19 protein-coding genes and 2 pseudogenes are annotated in these 15,065 nt (G+C 45.6%); 17 read left to right on the top strand and 4 right to left on the bottom strand.

Features of this window, described 5'->3' with window-relative positions:
• The first annotated feature begins 89 nt into the window (after nt 1-89).
• The 3 genes from MJQ52_RS18775 (at nt 90) to MJQ52_RS18785 (ending at nt 1,834) form a co-directional block, all read left to right on the top strand.
• Nucleotides 90-824 (top strand): polysaccharide deacetylase family protein, encoded by a 735-nt coding sequence (locus MJQ52_RS18775; protein ID WP_041481888.1) that lies wholly within the window; start codon nt 90-92, stop codon nt 822-824.
• Nucleotides 825-893: 69 nt separating this feature from the next.
• Nucleotides 894-1,625, top strand: a complete 732-nt coding sequence (locus MJQ52_RS18780; RefSeq protein ID WP_025649828.1) for an SGNH/GDSL hydrolase family protein — start codon at nt 894-896, stop codon at nt 1,623-1,625.
• 74 nt (nt 1,626-1,699) lie between these two features.
• Nucleotides 1,700-1,834, top strand: coding sequence for a hypothetical protein (locus MJQ52_RS18785; protein ID WP_258570278.1), 135 nt, complete (start codon nt 1,700-1,702; stop codon nt 1,832-1,834).
• 132 nt (nt 1,835-1,966) lie between these two features.
• On the opposite strand, the gene MJQ52_RS18790 is transcribed toward MJQ52_RS18785, so the two are convergent.
• Entirely contained in the window at nt 1,967-2,107 is a 141-nt protein-coding gene (locus tag MJQ52_RS18790; protein ID WP_003152850.1) for a sporulation histidine kinase inhibitor Sda, read from the bottom strand.
• A gap of 357 nt (nt 2,108-2,464) precedes the next feature.
• Here MJQ52_RS18790 and MJQ52_RS18795 point away from each other — a divergent pair, with 357 nt between their 5' ends.
• From MJQ52_RS18795 to MJQ52_RS18830, 8 genes are read left to right on the top strand one after another with little or no spacing between them, the layout of a single operon-like run.
• Complete coding sequence (locus tag MJQ52_RS18795) at nt 2,465-2,983, top strand: YqeG family HAD IIIA-type phosphatase (RefSeq protein WP_094247715.1); 519 nt, start codon at nt 2,465-2,467, stop codon at nt 2,981-2,983.
• 2 nt (nt 2,984-2,985) lie between these two features.
• The gene (gene yqeH / locus MJQ52_RS18800; RefSeq protein WP_014305454.1) at nt 2,986-4,086 is read left to right on the top strand and encodes a ribosome biogenesis GTPase YqeH; all 1,101 of its coding nucleotides are present in this window, start codon (nt 2,986-2,988) and stop codon (nt 4,084-4,086) included.
• A gap of 19 nt (nt 4,087-4,105) precedes the next feature.
• Nucleotides 4,106-4,948, top strand: coding sequence for a shikimate dehydrogenase (aroE, locus tag MJQ52_RS18805; RefSeq protein ID WP_094247716.1), 843 nt, complete (start codon nt 4,106-4,108; stop codon nt 4,946-4,948).
• On the top strand, nt 4,942-5,232 hold the full coding sequence (yhbY, locus tag MJQ52_RS18810; protein WP_003152858.1) for a ribosome assembly RNA-binding protein YhbY: 291 nt from the start codon (nt 4,942-4,944) through the stop codon (nt 5,230-5,232). The genes aroE and yhbY overlap by 7 nt, the downstream gene beginning before the upstream one ends.
• A 10-nt stretch (nt 5,233-5,242) precedes the next feature.
• Complete coding sequence (locus MJQ52_RS18815) at nt 5,243-5,812, top strand: nicotinate-nucleotide adenylyltransferase (RefSeq protein WP_003152860.1); 570 nt, start codon at nt 5,243-5,245, stop codon at nt 5,810-5,812.
• Nucleotides 5,802-6,362 (top strand): bis(5'-nucleosyl)-tetraphosphatase (symmetrical) YqeK, encoded by a 561-nt coding sequence (yqeK, locus tag MJQ52_RS18820; protein WP_032856887.1) that lies wholly within the window; start codon nt 5,802-5,804, stop codon nt 6,360-6,362. The genes MJQ52_RS18815 and yqeK overlap by 11 nt, the downstream gene beginning before the upstream one ends.
• Before the next feature lie 17 nt (nt 6,363-6,379).
• Nucleotides 6,380-6,736, top strand: coding sequence for a ribosome silencing factor (rsfS, locus tag MJQ52_RS18825; protein WP_003152864.1), 357 nt, complete (start codon nt 6,380-6,382; stop codon nt 6,734-6,736).
• Nucleotides 6,733-7,470 (top strand): class I SAM-dependent DNA methyltransferase, encoded by a 738-nt coding sequence (locus MJQ52_RS18830; RefSeq protein WP_031378935.1) that lies wholly within the window; start codon nt 6,733-6,735, stop codon nt 7,468-7,470. The genes rsfS and MJQ52_RS18830 overlap by 4 nt, the downstream gene beginning before the upstream one ends.
• A gap of 68 nt (nt 7,471-7,538) precedes the next feature.
• On the opposite strand, the gene comER is transcribed toward MJQ52_RS18830, so the two are convergent.
• Nucleotides 7,539-8,360, bottom strand: a complete 822-nt coding sequence (comER, locus tag MJQ52_RS18835; RefSeq protein ID WP_014305449.1) for a late competence protein ComER — start codon at nt 8,358-8,360, stop codon at nt 7,539-7,541.
• Between the two features lie 58 nt (nt 8,361-8,418).
• On the opposite strand from comER, the gene MJQ52_RS18840 reads away from it, so the two are divergent.
• The 3 genes from MJQ52_RS18840 (at nt 8,419) to MJQ52_RS18850 (ending at nt 12,021) form a co-directional block, all read left to right on the top strand.
• Entirely contained in the window at nt 8,419-9,033 is a 615-nt protein-coding gene (locus MJQ52_RS18840) for a helix-hairpin-helix domain-containing protein (protein WP_013352942.1), read from the top strand.
• 66 nt (nt 9,034-9,099) lie between these two features.
• Entirely contained in the window at nt 9,100-9,669 is a 570-nt protein-coding gene (locus MJQ52_RS18845; RefSeq protein ID WP_003152868.1) for a ComE operon protein 2, read from the top strand.
• Nucleotides 9,670-12,021, top strand: coding sequence for a DNA internalization-related competence protein ComEC/Rec2 (locus tag MJQ52_RS18850; protein ID WP_094247717.1), 2,352 nt, complete (start codon nt 9,670-9,672; stop codon nt 12,019-12,021). It abuts the gene before it with no gap.
• An 18-nt stretch (nt 12,022-12,039) separates the two neighbouring features.
• Here MJQ52_RS18850 and MJQ52_RS18855 read toward each other — a convergent pair whose 3' ends face one another.
• Nucleotides 12,040-12,174, bottom strand: coding sequence for a YqzM family protein (locus tag MJQ52_RS18855; RefSeq protein ID WP_003152870.1), 135 nt, complete (start codon nt 12,172-12,174; stop codon nt 12,040-12,042).
• Nucleotides 12,175-12,214: 40 nt separating this feature from the next.
• Between MJQ52_RS18855 and MJQ52_RS18860 the strand changes: the two are divergent.
• Nucleotides 12,215-12,369 (top strand): annotated as a pseudogene (locus MJQ52_RS18860) (hypothetical protein).
• A gap of 39 nt (nt 12,370-12,408) precedes the next feature.
• Nucleotides 12,409-13,450, top strand: a pseudogene (holA, locus tag MJQ52_RS18865) (DNA polymerase III subunit delta).
• 16 nt (nt 13,451-13,466) lie between these two features.
• On the opposite strand, the gene rpsT reads toward holA, so the two are convergent.
• Nucleotides 13,467-13,733: a 30S ribosomal protein S20 gene (gene rpsT, locus MJQ52_RS18870; protein WP_003152876.1), complete on the bottom strand. Its 267-nt coding sequence runs from the start codon at nt 13,731-13,733 to the stop codon at nt 13,467-13,469.
• 202 nt (nt 13,734-13,935) lie between these two features.
• Here rpsT and gpr point away from each other — a divergent pair, with 202 nt between their 5' ends.
• Nucleotides 13,936-15,042, top strand: coding sequence for a GPR endopeptidase (gene gpr, locus MJQ52_RS18875; protein WP_003152878.1), 1,107 nt, complete (start codon nt 13,936-13,938; stop codon nt 15,040-15,042).
• Nucleotides 15,043-15,065 lie beyond the last annotated feature (23 nt).

Consider the following 15,065-nt stretch of genomic DNA (forward strand, 5'->3'; position numbering starts at 1 on the left):
GAAGCGGGTGATGTGCATCATTTGATGCAGAGAATGATTTTATACAAAAGGGGACACGTTAACAGTAGTGTTTACTGGAGGTGTAAACGTTGAGATGCTTTCATCTGATCATCATGATATGCGTCCTCACGGGTCTCACTGCCGTGTCCGCCGATGCGAAATCTTTAAAAAGAAGTGACATGGAGAAGACGGGAAACGTGTACTGGGATATAAGGTCTGAAAAAAAGAAGCTATCTTTAACCTTCGATGACGGCCCCCATCCTGTCTATACGGAGGCTGTGTTAGACGTGCTGAAACAGCACAATGTTAAAGCAACCTTTTTTTGTATCGGGAGCCGTATAGACAAATACCCCGTAACGGCAAAACGCATCGTTGAAGAAGGGCATGAAATCGGCAACCATACGATGAACCATGTTTATTTTCACCGTTTAAAACGCAAAGACATTTTACAAGAGCTTCACAGCTCCGCGCATCATATCAGATCGCTGCAGCCGGAAGGGGACAAGTTATTCCGCCCGCCGGGAGGGTCGCTGAATCATACGGCTTTCAAAAGCCTCTTAAAAGAGGGCTATCATATCATCATGTGGTCATGGAACCAAGATCCGAGAGACTGGAAAAGGCCCGGAAAAGGAAAAATCGTCAGGCACGTTGTTTCACATGCCAGAGATGGAGATATCGTTCTTCTGCATGACGGCGGAGGAAACCGGCGCCAGACGGTTGAGGCTTTGAAAGAAATCATTCCCCAGCTGAAAAAGCAGGGCTACACGTTTGTTAAGGTTTCGGATTTGATCGGACAGGATTCCGGTCCTTTTCATATCCAGTAAAGAGAGCGCCGCGTTGAAAGCCGCCAAAGAGATGTGTACCATAGGAGGTAAGGTTTGGGGGGAGAGAAAATGAAGTTTGCTGTTCTTTTTATTACGATAACCTGTCTGTTATCAGGATGCGCTGCGGGCAAAGAGAAAAGTGTTGTCGCGTTCGGCGACAGCAATACGCGCGGTTCCAACTGGGATTATCGTGATTATCCGAAGGCGCAGCAGTGGGTAAATATTTTAAAAACAGCGGAACGCGGCCGTCTTACGGTTATAAATGCGGGAATAGGCGGCCAGACGACTGAGGATGCGCGCCTGCGCTTTCAAAGCGATGTGCTGGAGCGTAAGCCCCAATATTTATTTATCATGTTCGGAACAAATGATGCGGGCATTTTGACGGGAGATCAGCCGCGAGTATCAAAGAAACGGTTTAAAGAAAACCTGACTTATTTCATAAACGAAAGCAGAAATCACGGCATAAAGCCGATTTTAATGACGTGCATCCCGGTTATAGAAGGAAACGGAACGCATCATCTCTATTACTATTCGAGATATAAAGCCTCAGCCTTTAAAGAAAAAGGCGGCGCGAGAAAATGGCATAATTCCTATAACGGCGTTACGAGGCAGGTTGCAGCTGAGTTGAAAGTGCCGCTGGTGGATAACTGGAAACACTTTATACGCGCGGACGGCGGCAAAGATACAGACCGGGCGCTGATCCAATCCGGACTGATAGATCCCTCCGGAAATCATATGACGCCAAAAGGCGCCAGAATCTTAATTGAAGGCATAAAAAATGGGCGGGTTTTGGAACGCTGACGCCGTCAGCTGCCTAAACCGTTTTGCTTCTGCTTCATAGGCTGTAGAAAAAACATCTTTTGGAGGCGATTGCTATGAACCGCGGTTTCCCTCCGCAATATCCTGTATGCCCGCCTCCTCGGGTGAATGCGGGGTACTGGTACGCATTTTTTGTTGTGCTGCTCGTCGTCATTCTCATCCTGGGCGGTCTGTATTGGTTCAATATATAGCAGCCGTCCTCTTAAACACCTCTATTTTAGGGGTGTTTTTTGTTGAAAGTGGTAGTAATGCGCATAACCGAAGTGATATAATATCAGTCATCTGAGTAAAAAAAGGAAATTCGCCCGGGAATTTTTTTCTGTTTAAGAAGAAACGGAAATAATGTGTCCGAGCGATCTTCTTTTGATTTCGTTTTCAATTAACTCGATAAATTCACGGCTCAAATTCATTTCATTGGCTTTGAAATAAGATTCTATTAGTAATTCATCAGAAAGCTTTCTCATGCCGGGGACCCAATTAATGGGAGTGGCACCTCCTTACAATTGTAATCAATCATCAGACGCAAGCATATGATGGAAGGTTGCGTTTCAATCATGGTGAGGTTATCTTTAATCTACCATGAAATACAAATAAGAACAATCGTTCTGTTATCCACACTCGTAAGTGGATAACTTGTTAGTATCTTGTTTATAATCTGGATAAATCCGGATGTAATAAGAGTGGATAATGTGTGTAATTTTATCCACAACTGGTGAAGAAACCCAATTTTTGTCGAAATTTTTTTACTGAGTCCGACTTTGTTTTTAAATCTGACAGGTTTCGACATATAGATGATAGAAAGAAAAGGAAGGGTGCGGGTTTTGTTAAAAAAGTTTTTTTTACCTGACGAATTTGTGAAAAATATATTTCATATCACACCGGAAAAGCTCAAGGAACGCAATGTGAAAGGGATTATTACAGACCTTGACAACACGCTTGTGGAGTGGGACAGACCGAGTGCGACACCTCGATTAATCGAGTGGTTTGAAGAAATGAAGGAGCACGGCATTAAAGTCACGATCGTCTCCAATAATAATGAACGAAGAGTGAAATTATTCTCGGAGCCGCTTGGCATACCGTTTATTTATAAGGCAAGAAAACCGATGGGGCGCGCCTTTAAAAGAGCTGTCAACAGCATGGATCTGAAAAAAGAAGACTGTGTGGTCATCGGCGATCAGCTGCTTACTGATGTTCTCGGCGGAAACAGAAACGGGTATCATACGATCCTCGTCGTGCCTGTCGCTTCCTCTGACGGAGTCATGACGCGCTTTAACCGCCGGATTGAACGGAGAATATTGAGTTCTTTGAAACGTAAAGGCCATATTCAGTGGGAGGATTAGGAATGGAAAAGGTTGTTTGCATCGGCTGCGGAGTAACGATCCAGACCGAGGATAAACAAGGTCTCGGATACGCGCCAAAGGCATCGCTCACGAAGGAGAATGTCATTTGTCAGCGCTGCTTCAGACTGAAAAATTACAATGAAATTCAAGATGTTTCATTAACGGATGATGACTTTTTAAATATCTTGCACACAATCGGCGATACTGACTCTCTAATTGTCAAAGTCGTTGATATTTTTGATTTTAACGGAAGCTGGATAAACGGGCTGAACCGCTTTGTCGGCGGTAATCCGATCATTCTTGTCGGTAATAAGGCCGATATCCTGCCGAAATCCGTAAAGCGGGAACGGCTCGTCCAATGGATGAAACGCGAAGCGAAAGAATACGGCTTAAAACCCCTTGATGTCTTTTTAATCAGCGCTTCCCGCGGACAAGGGATGAAGGAAGTCATTGACGCCATTGAACATTACCGCGAAGGGCGCGATGTGTATGTGGTGGGCTGTACCAATGTCGGCAAATCCACATTTATCAACCGGATTATTAAAGAGGTCTCAGGGGAAGAGAATATTATTACCACCTCTCAATTTCCGGGCACGACGCTTGATGCGATTGAAATCCCGCTTGATGACGGATCTGCGCTTTATGATACGCCGGGAATCATTAACCATCACCAGATGGCGCATTACGTGGACAAGCGTGACTTAAAGGTGCTGACACCGAAAAAAGAACTGAAGCCGCGCACTTTTCAGCTGAATGAAAAACAAACGCTTTATTTCGGCGGGCTTGCCCGGTTTGACTATGTATCAGGCGATAAAACGGCGTTTGTCTGCTATATGCCGAATGAATTGATGATTCACAGAACAAAGCTTGAAAATGCTGATGCCTTATACGAAAAGCATGCGGGAGAACTGCTTACCCCGCCCGGAAAAGATCATTTGGATGAATTTCCGGAGCTTACGGCCCACACGTTTACGATTAAAGAAGGAAAGACGGATATCGTTTTTTCCGGACTCGGCTGGGTCACGGTGCAGCAAGCAGATAAAAAAATAACGGCATACGCTCCGAAAGGCGTACACGTATTTGTCCGCCGTTCATTAATATAGAGAGAAGGGGAGAGGGAGCATGAAACAATTGTACGGAGTAATCGGAAATCCGATCGGGCATTCAATGTCACCCGATATTCATAACGCGGCTTTGCAAGATAAGAACATCAACGGGCAGTATTTTGCGTTTCAGGTGGAACCTCGTCATCTCAAGGACGCCGTTAACGGAATCAAGGCGCTTGGCATCTGCGGAGTGAACGTCACAGTCCCGCATAAAGTCGCGATCATGGAGCATCTGGATGAAATACATGAAAGCGCGAAAGTACTCGGGGCCGTAAATACCGTCAAAAGAGAGGGAGACAGGCTCATCGGGTATAATACTGACGGAGATGGGTTTTATAAATCCTTAGTCAAAGTATTGGACAAACCGATATCAGAGCTCTCTATCCTCATGATTGGGGCGGGAGGGGCGGCAAGAGCGATCTTTACGACAATCGTCCGCAGAGAGCCGAAACAATTTGACGTTTGCAACCGCACGCCGGAAAAAGCGGAAAGTCTGATTGCGGCTGCTCCCTCTTTTCAGCAGAAACGCGCCCTTACTTTAAAAGAAGCTGAAAATCAGCTTGAACAATATGACGTCATTATTCATACAACATCTGTCGGCATGTATCCGAAAACGGATGCCGTGCCGCTCTCATTGGAACGGGCCAAAACGGGCGCCATCGTTTGTGATATCGTATACAACCCGATTCAAACGGCGTTCTTAAAAGAAGCTGAAAAAAAAGGTTTAACAACCCTTGACGGTGTCGGCATGTTTGTGGAGCAGGCTGCACTGTCTTTCAAGCTGTGGACGGAACAAGAGCCTGACAGCGGCTTAATGAGAGCAATTGTTGAAGGAAAACTAGGAGGAACACAATGTTAACAGGAAAACAAAAACGGTTTTTGCGTTCAAAAGCGCATCATTTAACGCCTATTTTTCAAGTGGGAAAAGGCGGAGTCAACGAAAACATGGTGAAACAGATTGCCGAGGCTTTAGAAGCAAGAGAGCTGATTAAAGTCAGCGTGCTTCAAAACTGCGAAGACGATAAAAACGATGTCGCAGAAGCCCTTGTGAAAGGCAGCCGCTCACAATTGGTGCAGACGATCGGAAATACGATCGTATTGTATAAGGAATCAAAGGAAAATAAACAAATCGAGCTTCCGTAAGGTGGTTGACATGAAGAAAATCGGAATATTCGGGGGCACATTTGACCCTCCGCACAACGGACATCTTCTGATGGCTAATGAAGTCCTTCATCAGGCGGAGCTCGATGAGATTTGGTTTATGCCCAATAAAATCCCGCCGCATAAGCAGAATGAAGACTTTACAGACAGCCGGCACCGGGTGGAGATGCTGAAGCTTGCCATCAGCTCTAATTCCTTCTTTAAGCTTGAGCTTGCGGAAATGGACCGGAAAGGCCCTTCTTATACCTATGATACCGTCCGTTTACTGAAGGAGCGGCACCCGAACGACAAGCTTTTCTTTATTATCGGGGCGGATATGATTGAATATCTGCCGAAATGGTACAAACTGGACGAACTGCTCACGCTCATTCAATTTATCGGAGTGCGGCGCCCGGGGTATCATATTGAGACACCGTACCCGCTGCTTTTTGCCGACGTTCCGGAATTTGACGTTTCGTCAACGATGCTGAGAGAACGTCTCAAAGCAAAAAAGCCGACGCAATACTTAATGCCGGATAAAGTGAGGCAGTATATAGAGGAGAATGATTTATATGAATCGTGAGGAAGCACTTGCCTGCGTCAAAGAACAGCTGACCGAGCATCGCTACATCCACACAATCGGCGTGACAGATACGGCGGTTATTCTCGCAGGCCGGTTCGGAGCAGATCCGAAAAAAGCGGAAATGGCGGCTATTTTTCATGATTATGCAAAATTCCGGCCGAAAGAAGAAATGAAGCAGATCATCGTGCGGGAAAAAATGCCGGCTGAGCTCTTGGATTACAATGCCGAGCTGTGGCATGCCCCTGTGGGAGCGTATTTGGCTGAGAAAGAAGCGGGGATCACTGATCCTGAGATCTTGGATGCAATCCGCTATCACACGTCAGGGCGTCCCGGAATGACCCTTTTAGACAAAGTCATCTACGTTGCGGATTACATTGAACCCGGCCGCCATTTTCCCGGAGTGGAAGAGGTGCGCCGTCTGGCGGAAACAGATCTGAACGAAGCGCTCATACAAGCGATGAAAAATACAATGATATTTCTGATGAAAAAAAACCAGCCGGTCTTTCCGGAGACGTTTGCAACCTATAACTGGCTGGTGTCTCAAAAATGACAGGAGGAATATGGAAAATGAATCAAGCTTCCGTATTAAAAATCGCGGCAAAAGCATGCGACGATAAACGTGCAGAAGATATTTTAGCGCTGGACATGGAAGGAATCTCACTTGTAGCGGATTACTTTTTAATCTGCCACGGGAATTCTGATAAACAGGTTCAGGCCATTGCGCGTGAAATTAAAGATCAGGCAGAAGAAAACGGCATTGATGTCAAAAAGATGGAAGGGTTTGATGAGGCCCGCTGGGTTTTAGTTGATCTCGGCGACGTCATTGTCCACGTTTTCCATAAAGATGAAAGAAGCTACTATAATCTTGAAAAGCTATGGGGCGACGCGCCGCTCGCAGAGCTTGAACTCGGCTTGAACTCATGATTTACCAAGGCTTCGCCGGTGTATATGACGAGTTAATGTCCCATGCGCCGTATGATGAATGGGCGGGCTGGATCGAAGCGTCTCTTCCGGAAAAGGGAAGGGTGCTTGATCTTGCCTGCGGAACCGGAGAAATATCCATCAGGCTTGCTGAAAAAGGCTGCGAAGTCACGGGGATTGATTTGAGTGAAGATATGCTGAGCTGTGCCCAGCAGAAAAAAACGGGAAAGCCGATTCTTTTTCTCCAGCAGGATATGAGAGAGCTTTCCGGTTTTGAAGAACAGTTTGATGCCGTAGTCATCTGCTGTGATTCCCTAAATTACTTAAAAACGAAAAATGATGTCTTAAGCACCTTCAAAAGTGTTTTTCAAGTTTTGAAGGAGGGCGGCCTGCTTCTGTTTGACGTCCATTCCCCGTATAAAATGACGGAGCTTTTTCCGGACAGCACCCATGCGGATCAGGATGAGCAGATCAGCTATATCTGGCAAAGCTTTGCCGGCGATGAAGAGCTTTCTGTCATCCATGATATGTCCTTTTTCGTATGGAACGGACAATCTTATGACCGCTATGACGAGACGCATGAGCAAAAAACATTTTACATTGAAGAATATGAACAAATGCTTGCAGAGACCGGATTTGAACTGAAGAAGGTGACGGCTGATTTTACAGACCGGCCTCCTTCAACAGAGTCTGAACGTCTTTTCTTTACGGCAGGCAAACCAAAAACCATCGTTTAAACGGAACGATGGTTTTTAAAATGCATTTTTTGCGATTGGCGCGATAAAGCTCTTTATGGCATACTCAGTTACACGTGAAATTGCTTCTTCACTAACGATATATCTTCATCGTATTTGTCATGTGTACGCTGAAAGACACGATTGAACATATCCTGAACACCGCTTTCGAGAGCCTTCAGTCCTTCTCCGGTGACGCCGCCTTTTACGCATACTTTTTCCTGCAAGGCGGGAAGCGTGTAATGCCCCGTTTCAAGAAGCTTTCCGAGACCGACAAGCATTTCTGTCGACATAATCACGGCTTCTTCTTTGGTGATGTCCGTTTCTTCCACTGCCGCGTCAATAAAGCGCTGAACGAGATAACTCATAAAAGCGGGTCCGCAGCTGACAATGTCTGACGCCGCTCTTGTAATGCCGCTGCTGATTTCAACAGGTTTTGAAATATGAGTGAACAGCGTTTGAATATCCGCTTTTGCAGACTCGCTGCAGCTTTTGCCGAACGTAACAAGCGAGACGCCGGCCAAGGCGCGGTTCGTAATGCTCGGAATGACGCGGGCCGTCTGACACGGAACCGTATGTTCAATCTGATCCGTCTGAACGGGGCTGGTAATGGAGATTAAAATGTGATCTTTCCGTAAATGCGGTGTGAGTTTTTTCAGCAAAGGATATATATCCAGCGGTTTTACACAAATGAATATTATTTCATTATCCTGTACGAGCTTTTCCTGATCCTCAGTGACATGGATGCCGCTGAAACGTTCTTTTAGTTTTAATGCTTTTTCGATTGTTCTGTTTGTGATGGTGATATGTGAGGGATCGGCAGCGTTTGATTCGATAAACGATTCAATCAGGATCGTTCCCATGTTTCCGGTGCCGATAAAGCCTATTTTCAATGAATTCCCCTCCTTTTTCCCTTAATCCTCTAAACCTTATGCGGGGAGGCAATGCAATATGACGAAAGCGATGATGACGGAGCGGCTGCGGCGGAACCTGAAAATTCTGGGCGCTTGTCTTGCGGCAGGGGCGGTTTTTATCTGTATTTGGCTGTTTCGTTCTGAAAAGGAAGAGCCGGTCAAACAGCAGTCCGTGCTCGGCCAAACAGCCTCGGCATCCGTCGCGGACAAAAAAGACACCGCAGACGATAAGATTATGATTGATGTGAAAGGTGCGGTCCGAAATCCCGGCGTGTATGAAATGAAAGCGGGAGACAGAGTGACGCAAGCCATTGAAAAAGCCGGAGGCCTGAAGAAAAAGGCGGATGAATTGAATGTTAATTTAGCAGAGCAGCTGCAGGACGGGACGATTGTTTATATTCCGAGTGAAGGCGAAGAAGAGAATCACCCGAAAACAGCAGCGGGTGAAAAGGAGAATGCAGCTGTCAATATCAATACGGCATCTTTGGACGAACTTCAGGCGATTTCCGGGGTGGGGCAGAAAAAAGCGGAAGCCATTATCGCCTACCGAGAAGAAAACGGACGGTTTCAGACTGCTGAAGATTTGATGAATGTATCAGGCTTTGGAGAAAAGTCATTTGAGCGGATAAAAACTTCCATTACGGTAAAGTGAATTGACGGTTCTGCTTAAATCTATGTAAACTTAGAAAAGCAACAAGACTTTTTGGAGGGAACACTTGTGGAACGAATCTCATGGAATCAATATTTTATGGCGCAAAGCCATTTGCTGGCGCTGAGAAGCACATGTCCGAGACTGTCAGTCGGGGCAACCGTAGTCAGAGATAAGCGGATGATTGCCGGCGGATACAACGGCTCAATCGCCGGCGGCGTCCATTGCGCTGATGAAGGATGCCTTTTAATAGATAATCATTGCCAGAGGACCATACATGCAGAGATGAATGCGATTCTGCAATGTTCTAAGTTCGGTGTTCCGACGGAGGGCGCCGAAATTTATGTGACGCATTATCCTTGTATTCAATGCTGCAAATCAATTATCCAGGCAGGCATCAAAACGGTCTATTATGCCGAAGATTACAAAACACAGCCTTATGCAAAAGAGCTGTTCAGCCAAGCCGGAGTCAAGGTGGAGCAGGTCGAACTTGATGAAATGATCATCGATCTGAAAAACCGCGAAAAATTGTCTTTTGTCGCAGGTCTGATTCAGCAATTATCTGATGCGGGAGTTAAGGCAGATGAACTGAAAAAAATTCATGAACAGGCCAATGAGCTGTTTACCAGTTACGTATAAATGAAATATAAATACCTTCTTCTGCCTCTGGCGGCGGTTTCTGCAACTGCGGGAATTGCCGCCGCTCATGTCTTCTGGGTTCTGCTCCTTTTTCTTCTGTATCTTCTCTTTATTATGATAAAAACAAAGCAGCCTGCTCCGGTTGTTGTCTGCCTCGTTTCTTTTTGTGTTTATTTCTTTCTTTATACGGTTTGTGACGCTGCGAATGTAACGCGGTATCAGGCCGGCAGTTATACTGAACAGGCCGTCATCACTAATATTCCGAAGGTTGACGGAGCGAAAATGTCAGCCGTTATCCGTACACATGACAAGGAAAAATGGGCGGCTTTGTACAAAATCCGGTCTCTTGAAGAAAAGAGACGCATTGAACAGCTTGAACCGGGGATGCGCTGCACGTTTACAGGCTCTCTGGAACAGCCTGCACATGCGACGATTCCCGGGGGTTTTGATTATAAGGAATATCTTTACTCTCAGCAGATTCACTGGTTATTTACCGTGACTTCTATTCAGCAGTGTGAAAAATCCAAACAGCCGCTGTTTAAACTGCTGAGCATCAGAAAAAATTTGATTTCAATCATTCGGAATCACGTGCCTGAATCTTCCGCCGGAATTGTTGAAGCGCTGACCTTAGGTGAAAGATTTTCTATAGAGGACGATATACTGAGTGCATATCAAAATTTGGGAGTCGTTCATTTAATGGCGATTTCCGGAATGCATGTCGGTCTTATTACGGCAGGACTATTTTATGCTCTGATCAGAATCGGGCTGACAAGAGAAAAGGCGGGGATGTTGCTGCTGCTGTTTTTACCGGTGTATACGCTGCTGAGCGGTGCCGCCCCATCCGTATTGCGCGCATCCCTCATGCTGGGATTTTATATCGCCGGAACTCTTTTTAAACGCGGCATTCATTCCTCTGCTGCATTGTCTCTGTCTTATCTGCTGCTCCTGCTGTTTAATCCTTACCTCCTTTGGCAGGCGGGCTTCCAGCTTTCCTTTGCGGTAAGCGCCTCTTTAATTCTGTCATCCTCCATTTTAAAGAAAGCAGGGAAAAGCAGACTTGCCGGGCTTGCGATGGCTTCATTCATTGCAGAGCTCAGCTCACTTCCGTTTCTTCTCTATCATTTTCAGCAAATTTCACTTGTCAGTTTTCCGATGAACATGGTGATGGTGCCATTTTATACGTTATTTGTCATTCCGGTTTCTGTCATCGGTTTCCTTCTTCTTTTGCTTTCAAGGCAGGTGGGAGAATGTTTGTTTGATATGTTTGACCTTGTGATGAAGCCTGTGCATGATTTCATTACATATGCGGCATCCGTTGATTTATTTACTATGATTGTGTCAAAGCCTGACTTTCTTTCTCTTCTTCTGCTTGCGGTTTCCGTTTTTACGCTTTTTGCGGCTTTGGAAAAGGGAGGTTTTTTAAAACTCAGGAAATCGGCTCTTTTTTTCTGCGCGGTTTTGGCTTATTTAATATGCCGTCCGTATTTCAGTCCATGGGGAGAAGCGGATATGCTTGATATCGGGCAGGGAGACTCGCTGTTTATAAGCGCGCCGCACCGCAAAGGGACCGTAATGGTTGATACAGGGGGAGTGATTGCTTATCCCGGAGAATCATGGAAAGAAAAACGCCACCCGTATTCTATCGGCGAGAAGGTTTTGATTCCGTTTTTAAACGGAAAAGGGGTGAAAAAGCTGGATGCGCTGATTTTAACCCATGCGGATCAGGATCACATCGGGGAAGCCGGAGTGTTAATCAAAAATCATAGAGTCAAACGGTTAATTGTCCCCGTGGGATTCGTAAAAGAACCGAAGGATCAGAACATATTAAATATGGCGAAAGAAAACAACATTCCCGTTGCCGAAGCAAAGCGGGGCGACACCATTACAGCGGGTGATCTTCAGTTTCAGGTGCTGTCTCCGGAGTCATCTGACGGAAAGAGTAAAAATGATTCATCACTGGTGCTTTGGACGGTTTTAGGCGGAGTGAGCTGGCTTTTGACGGGAGATTTAGAATCGGACGGCGAAACAGAAGTGCTGAAAACGTATCCGAAACTGAAGGCTGATATATTGAAGGCGGGTCATCACGGCAGCAAAAGCTCAACGAGTGAAGCCTTTTTGAAACAGCTTCAGCCGGAAGCAGCGCTGATTTCAGCAGGAAAAGAGAATCGATACCATCATCCGCATGAAGAAGTGCTGGATCGTTTGAAGGCGTACTCTGTCAATGTGCTTCGCACCGATATCAGCGGAACGATTCAATACAGATTTGAAAAAGGCGCCGGAACGTTTTCCGTCTTCCCTCCATATGATATAGAAGAAACCAGGGCGCAAGAAGTAAAAAAGACTGCCGATTGACAGCAGCCCGGAATGCGGCTAAGAGCCGATAAGATGGATGGCTGTTGCCATCACGAACAAAAAGGCGAAAAATCCGAAGGACACGACAAAACCGACAGCTGAGTCAACAGCATCATTTCGTTTGCTTTGAACGTTTTTTTCAAAATCATTCAATTTCATCCCTCCTGACTTCCCTAAGTATACTGGAATTGTTTTGAAAAATCTAGAAGTGATGGTAACGTTTTCTGTTCTTGTGATTATCGCCTTTTTACAAGCAGACCCGGGAGCTTGTGAATCAGGCGTTTATTATAAATGAGGAAGCTGTCCTTTTTAAAGCTTCCTCTTTACTATTTGCCGAACTCAATTTAGGATAGAAGGGGATCAAGAAAGAGAGGAAGTCATACGATCATGGTATTTGATGTTTGGAAAGCCCTGAAAAAAGGGGATGTCCGCTCCGTTTATTGCTTATACGGAAAAGAAACGTATCTGCTCCAAGAGACTGTCAGCCGGATCAGACAAGCTGTCGTTGATGAGGAGACTAAAGATTTTAACCTGTCTGTTTTTGATCTTGAAGAGGATCCGCTTGACCAGGCCATAACCGATGCGGAAACGTTTCCGTTTATGGGAGAGAAGCGGCTGGTTATCGTAAAAAATCCGTCTTTTTTAACAGGGGAAAAAAAGAAAGAAAAAATAGAGCATAATACAAGCGCTTTGGAGACTTACCTGAAGGAGCCTGCGCCTTATACGGTCTTTGTGATTGTGGCTCCGTATGAAAAGCTGGACGAACGGAAAAAGCTGACGAAAGCGCTGAAGCAAAAAGCCCTTATGATTGAAGCTAAGGAGCTGAATGCAAAGGAGACGACTGATTTTACGATTAATCTGGCGAAATCCGAAAATAAAACGATGGATACAGAAGCTGCCGAGCATTTGGTTCTGCTTGCAAACGGCCATCTGTCTTCCATATATCAGGAAATACAAAAACTCTCCGCCTACACCGGTGACAGACATGAGATCACGCTTGAAGATGTCCGGGAGCTTGTCGCAAGAAGTTTGGAGCAGAATATTTTTGAGCTGATCAACAAAATCGTGAACCGAAAACGGACGGAAAGTCTTCAAATATTTTATGATCTTTTAAAACAAAACGAAGAACCGATCAAAATTATGGCGCTGATCGCCAACCAATTCCGTCTGATTATGCAGACAAAGTATTTTGCGGGACAAGGATACGGCCAAAAGCAAATCGCTTCCAACTTAAAGGTGCACCCTTTCCGGGTAAAGCTGGCGATGGATCAGGCGAGGCTTTTTTCTGAAGAAGAGCTGCGGCGTATTATAGAAAGGCTCGCAGTGATGGATTATGAAATGAAAACGGGGAAAAAGGACAAGCAGCTCTTGCTGGAGCTCTTTCTCCTTGAGCTTCTCCGGACTGAATGAAAAAAACGATCCCCGTTAAAGGGATCGTTTTTGTATTATGCAGAAAGTCCGTTCACTTGTTTCGCAAGTCTAGATTTGTATCGAGCTGCGGCATTTTTGTGTACAAGACCTGTTTTCACTGCTTTATCAATGCGTTTCGCTGCTTCAGAAAGAGCAGTTTTCGCTTTATCCGCTTCGTTGTTAGCAACAGAAGCTTCAACTTGTTTGATTGCAGTACGCATAGCAGATTTGATTGTCGCGTTATGAGCGCGGCGTTCGTTGTTTGTTTTTGTACGTTTAATCGCTGATTTAATGTTTGGCATGTGTTTCACCTCCTAAGATACAACCTGTAGCACAGTGTCTTAAGGTTAAATCTTCTTCACAATAGAACAAATTGTATTCTATCAAACAGAACTTTAGATTGCAATATAAATGTAAAGTATTTTTCGTTGATGGGTAAATTCGCATGATTCGTTTTGTAAATGGCCACACTATGTACCACGATGATTGAAGGAGGTCTTTCCTGTGAAAAACAACGAACTGGATGTCAATCAATTTCTGATACGGACGGATTTAGCGGTAGAAACGAAACAGGCGGTAAAAGACGGACAAGCCGGTCAGACAAAAGAAATAAACGGGTTTATTGAAAAAGAACGCGACAAGGGCGGCATTAAAGTCAGAACCGTCGATATTACCAAAGAAGGCGCCGAGCTATCGGGGAAAAAGCAGGGACGCTATGTCACGATCGAGGCTCAAGGGGTTCGGGAACACGACTCTGACATGCAGGAAAAAGTAACGGAAGTGTTTGCCGAGGAATTTTCCGCCTATCTGTCGGCATTAAAGATTCCAAAGGATGCAAGCTGTTTGATCGTCGGTCTCGGCAACTGGAATGTGACGCCAGATGCGCTCGGCCCTCTCGTGACCGAAAACCTTCTTGTGACAAGGCATCTGTTCAGGCTTCAGCCGGAAAACGTACAGGAAGGGTACAGGCCGGTCAGCGCGCTTGCTCCCGGTGTGATGGGATTAACGGGAATTGAAACGAGCGATATTATTCAAGGTGTGATCAAAGAATCAAAGCCGGATTTTGTGATTGCGGTAGACGCTCTTGCGGCAAGAGCCGTTGAAAGGGTGAACACGACCATCCAATTTTCTGATACGGGCATTCACCCGGGATCAGGCGTCGGCAATAAGAGAAAAGAATTAAGCAAGGAGACGCTCGGCATCCCCGTCATCGCAATCGGGGTACCGACTGTCGTTGATGCGGTTACGATCGCAAGCGATACGGTGGATTATATATTAAAGCATTTCGGCAGAGAGATGAAAGATGACAGCCCGTCAAGATCCCTGGTGCCCGCCGGAATGAACTTCGGCAAAAAGAAGGTGCTGACAGACGAAGACCTTCCCGGAGAAAAAGAGCGCCAATCCTTTCTCGGTATTGTCGGCACGCTGGACGAAAACGAAAAACGCCAGCTGATTCACGAAGTGCTTTCTCCGCTCGGCCATAATCTGATGGTCACGCCGAAGGAGATTGACACCTTTATTGATGATATGGCGAACGTGCTTGCAAACGGGTTAAACACCGCCCTTCATGAAAAAGTGTCACAAGATAACAAAGGCTCTTATAATCATTAAAATGGTTCTACCTCCTCTAGCTT

It is taken from the genome of Bacillus sp. jun7 (genome assembly GCF_051034795.1).
Classification (GTDB): domain Bacteria; phylum Bacillota; class Bacilli; order Bacillales; family Bacillaceae; genus Bacillus; species Bacillus velezensis.

What these genes read in the sequence shown, in the direction of transcription:
- MJQ52_RS18780 (WP_025649828.1), top strand. Translation starts at nt 894, where the DNA reads ATGAAGTTTGCTGTTCTTTTTATTACGATAACCTGTCTGTTATCAGGA.
- MJQ52_RS18785 (WP_258570278.1), top strand. Translation starts at nt 1,700, where the DNA reads ATGAACCGCGGTTTCCCTCCGCAATATCCTGTATGCCCGCCTCCTCGG.
- MJQ52_RS18790 (WP_003152850.1), bottom strand. Translation starts at nt 2,107, where the DNA reads ATGAGAAAGCTTTCTGATGAATTACTAATAGAATCTTATTTCAAAGCC.
- yqeH (WP_014305454.1), top strand. Translation starts at nt 2,986, where the DNA reads ATGGAAAAGGTTGTTTGCATCGGCTGCGGAGTAACGATCCAGACCGAG.
- aroE (WP_094247716.1), top strand. Translation starts at nt 4,106, where the DNA reads ATGAAACAATTGTACGGAGTAATCGGAAATCCGATCGGGCATTCAATG.
- yhbY (WP_003152858.1), top strand. Translation starts at nt 4,942, where the DNA reads ATGTTAACAGGAAAACAAAAACGGTTTTTGCGTTCAAAAGCGCATCAT.
- MJQ52_RS18815 (WP_003152860.1), top strand. Translation starts at nt 5,243, where the DNA reads ATGAAGAAAATCGGAATATTCGGGGGCACATTTGACCCTCCGCACAAC.
- yqeK (WP_032856887.1), top strand. Translation starts at nt 5,802, where the DNA reads ATGAATCGTGAGGAAGCACTTGCCTGCGTCAAAGAACAGCTGACCGAG.
- rsfS (WP_003152864.1), top strand. Translation starts at nt 6,380, where the DNA reads ATGAATCAAGCTTCCGTATTAAAAATCGCGGCAAAAGCATGCGACGAT.
- MJQ52_RS18830 (WP_031378935.1), top strand. Translation starts at nt 6,733, where the DNA reads ATGATTTACCAAGGCTTCGCCGGTGTATATGACGAGTTAATGTCCCAT.
- MJQ52_RS18840 (WP_013352942.1), top strand. Translation starts at nt 8,419, where the DNA reads ATGACGAAAGCGATGATGACGGAGCGGCTGCGGCGGAACCTGAAAATT.
- MJQ52_RS18850 (WP_094247717.1), top strand. Translation starts at nt 9,670, where the DNA reads ATGAAATATAAATACCTTCTTCTGCCTCTGGCGGCGGTTTCTGCAACT.
- rpsT (WP_003152876.1), bottom strand. Translation starts at nt 13,733, where the DNA reads ATGCCAAACATTAAATCAGCGATTAAACGTACAAAAACAAACAACGAA.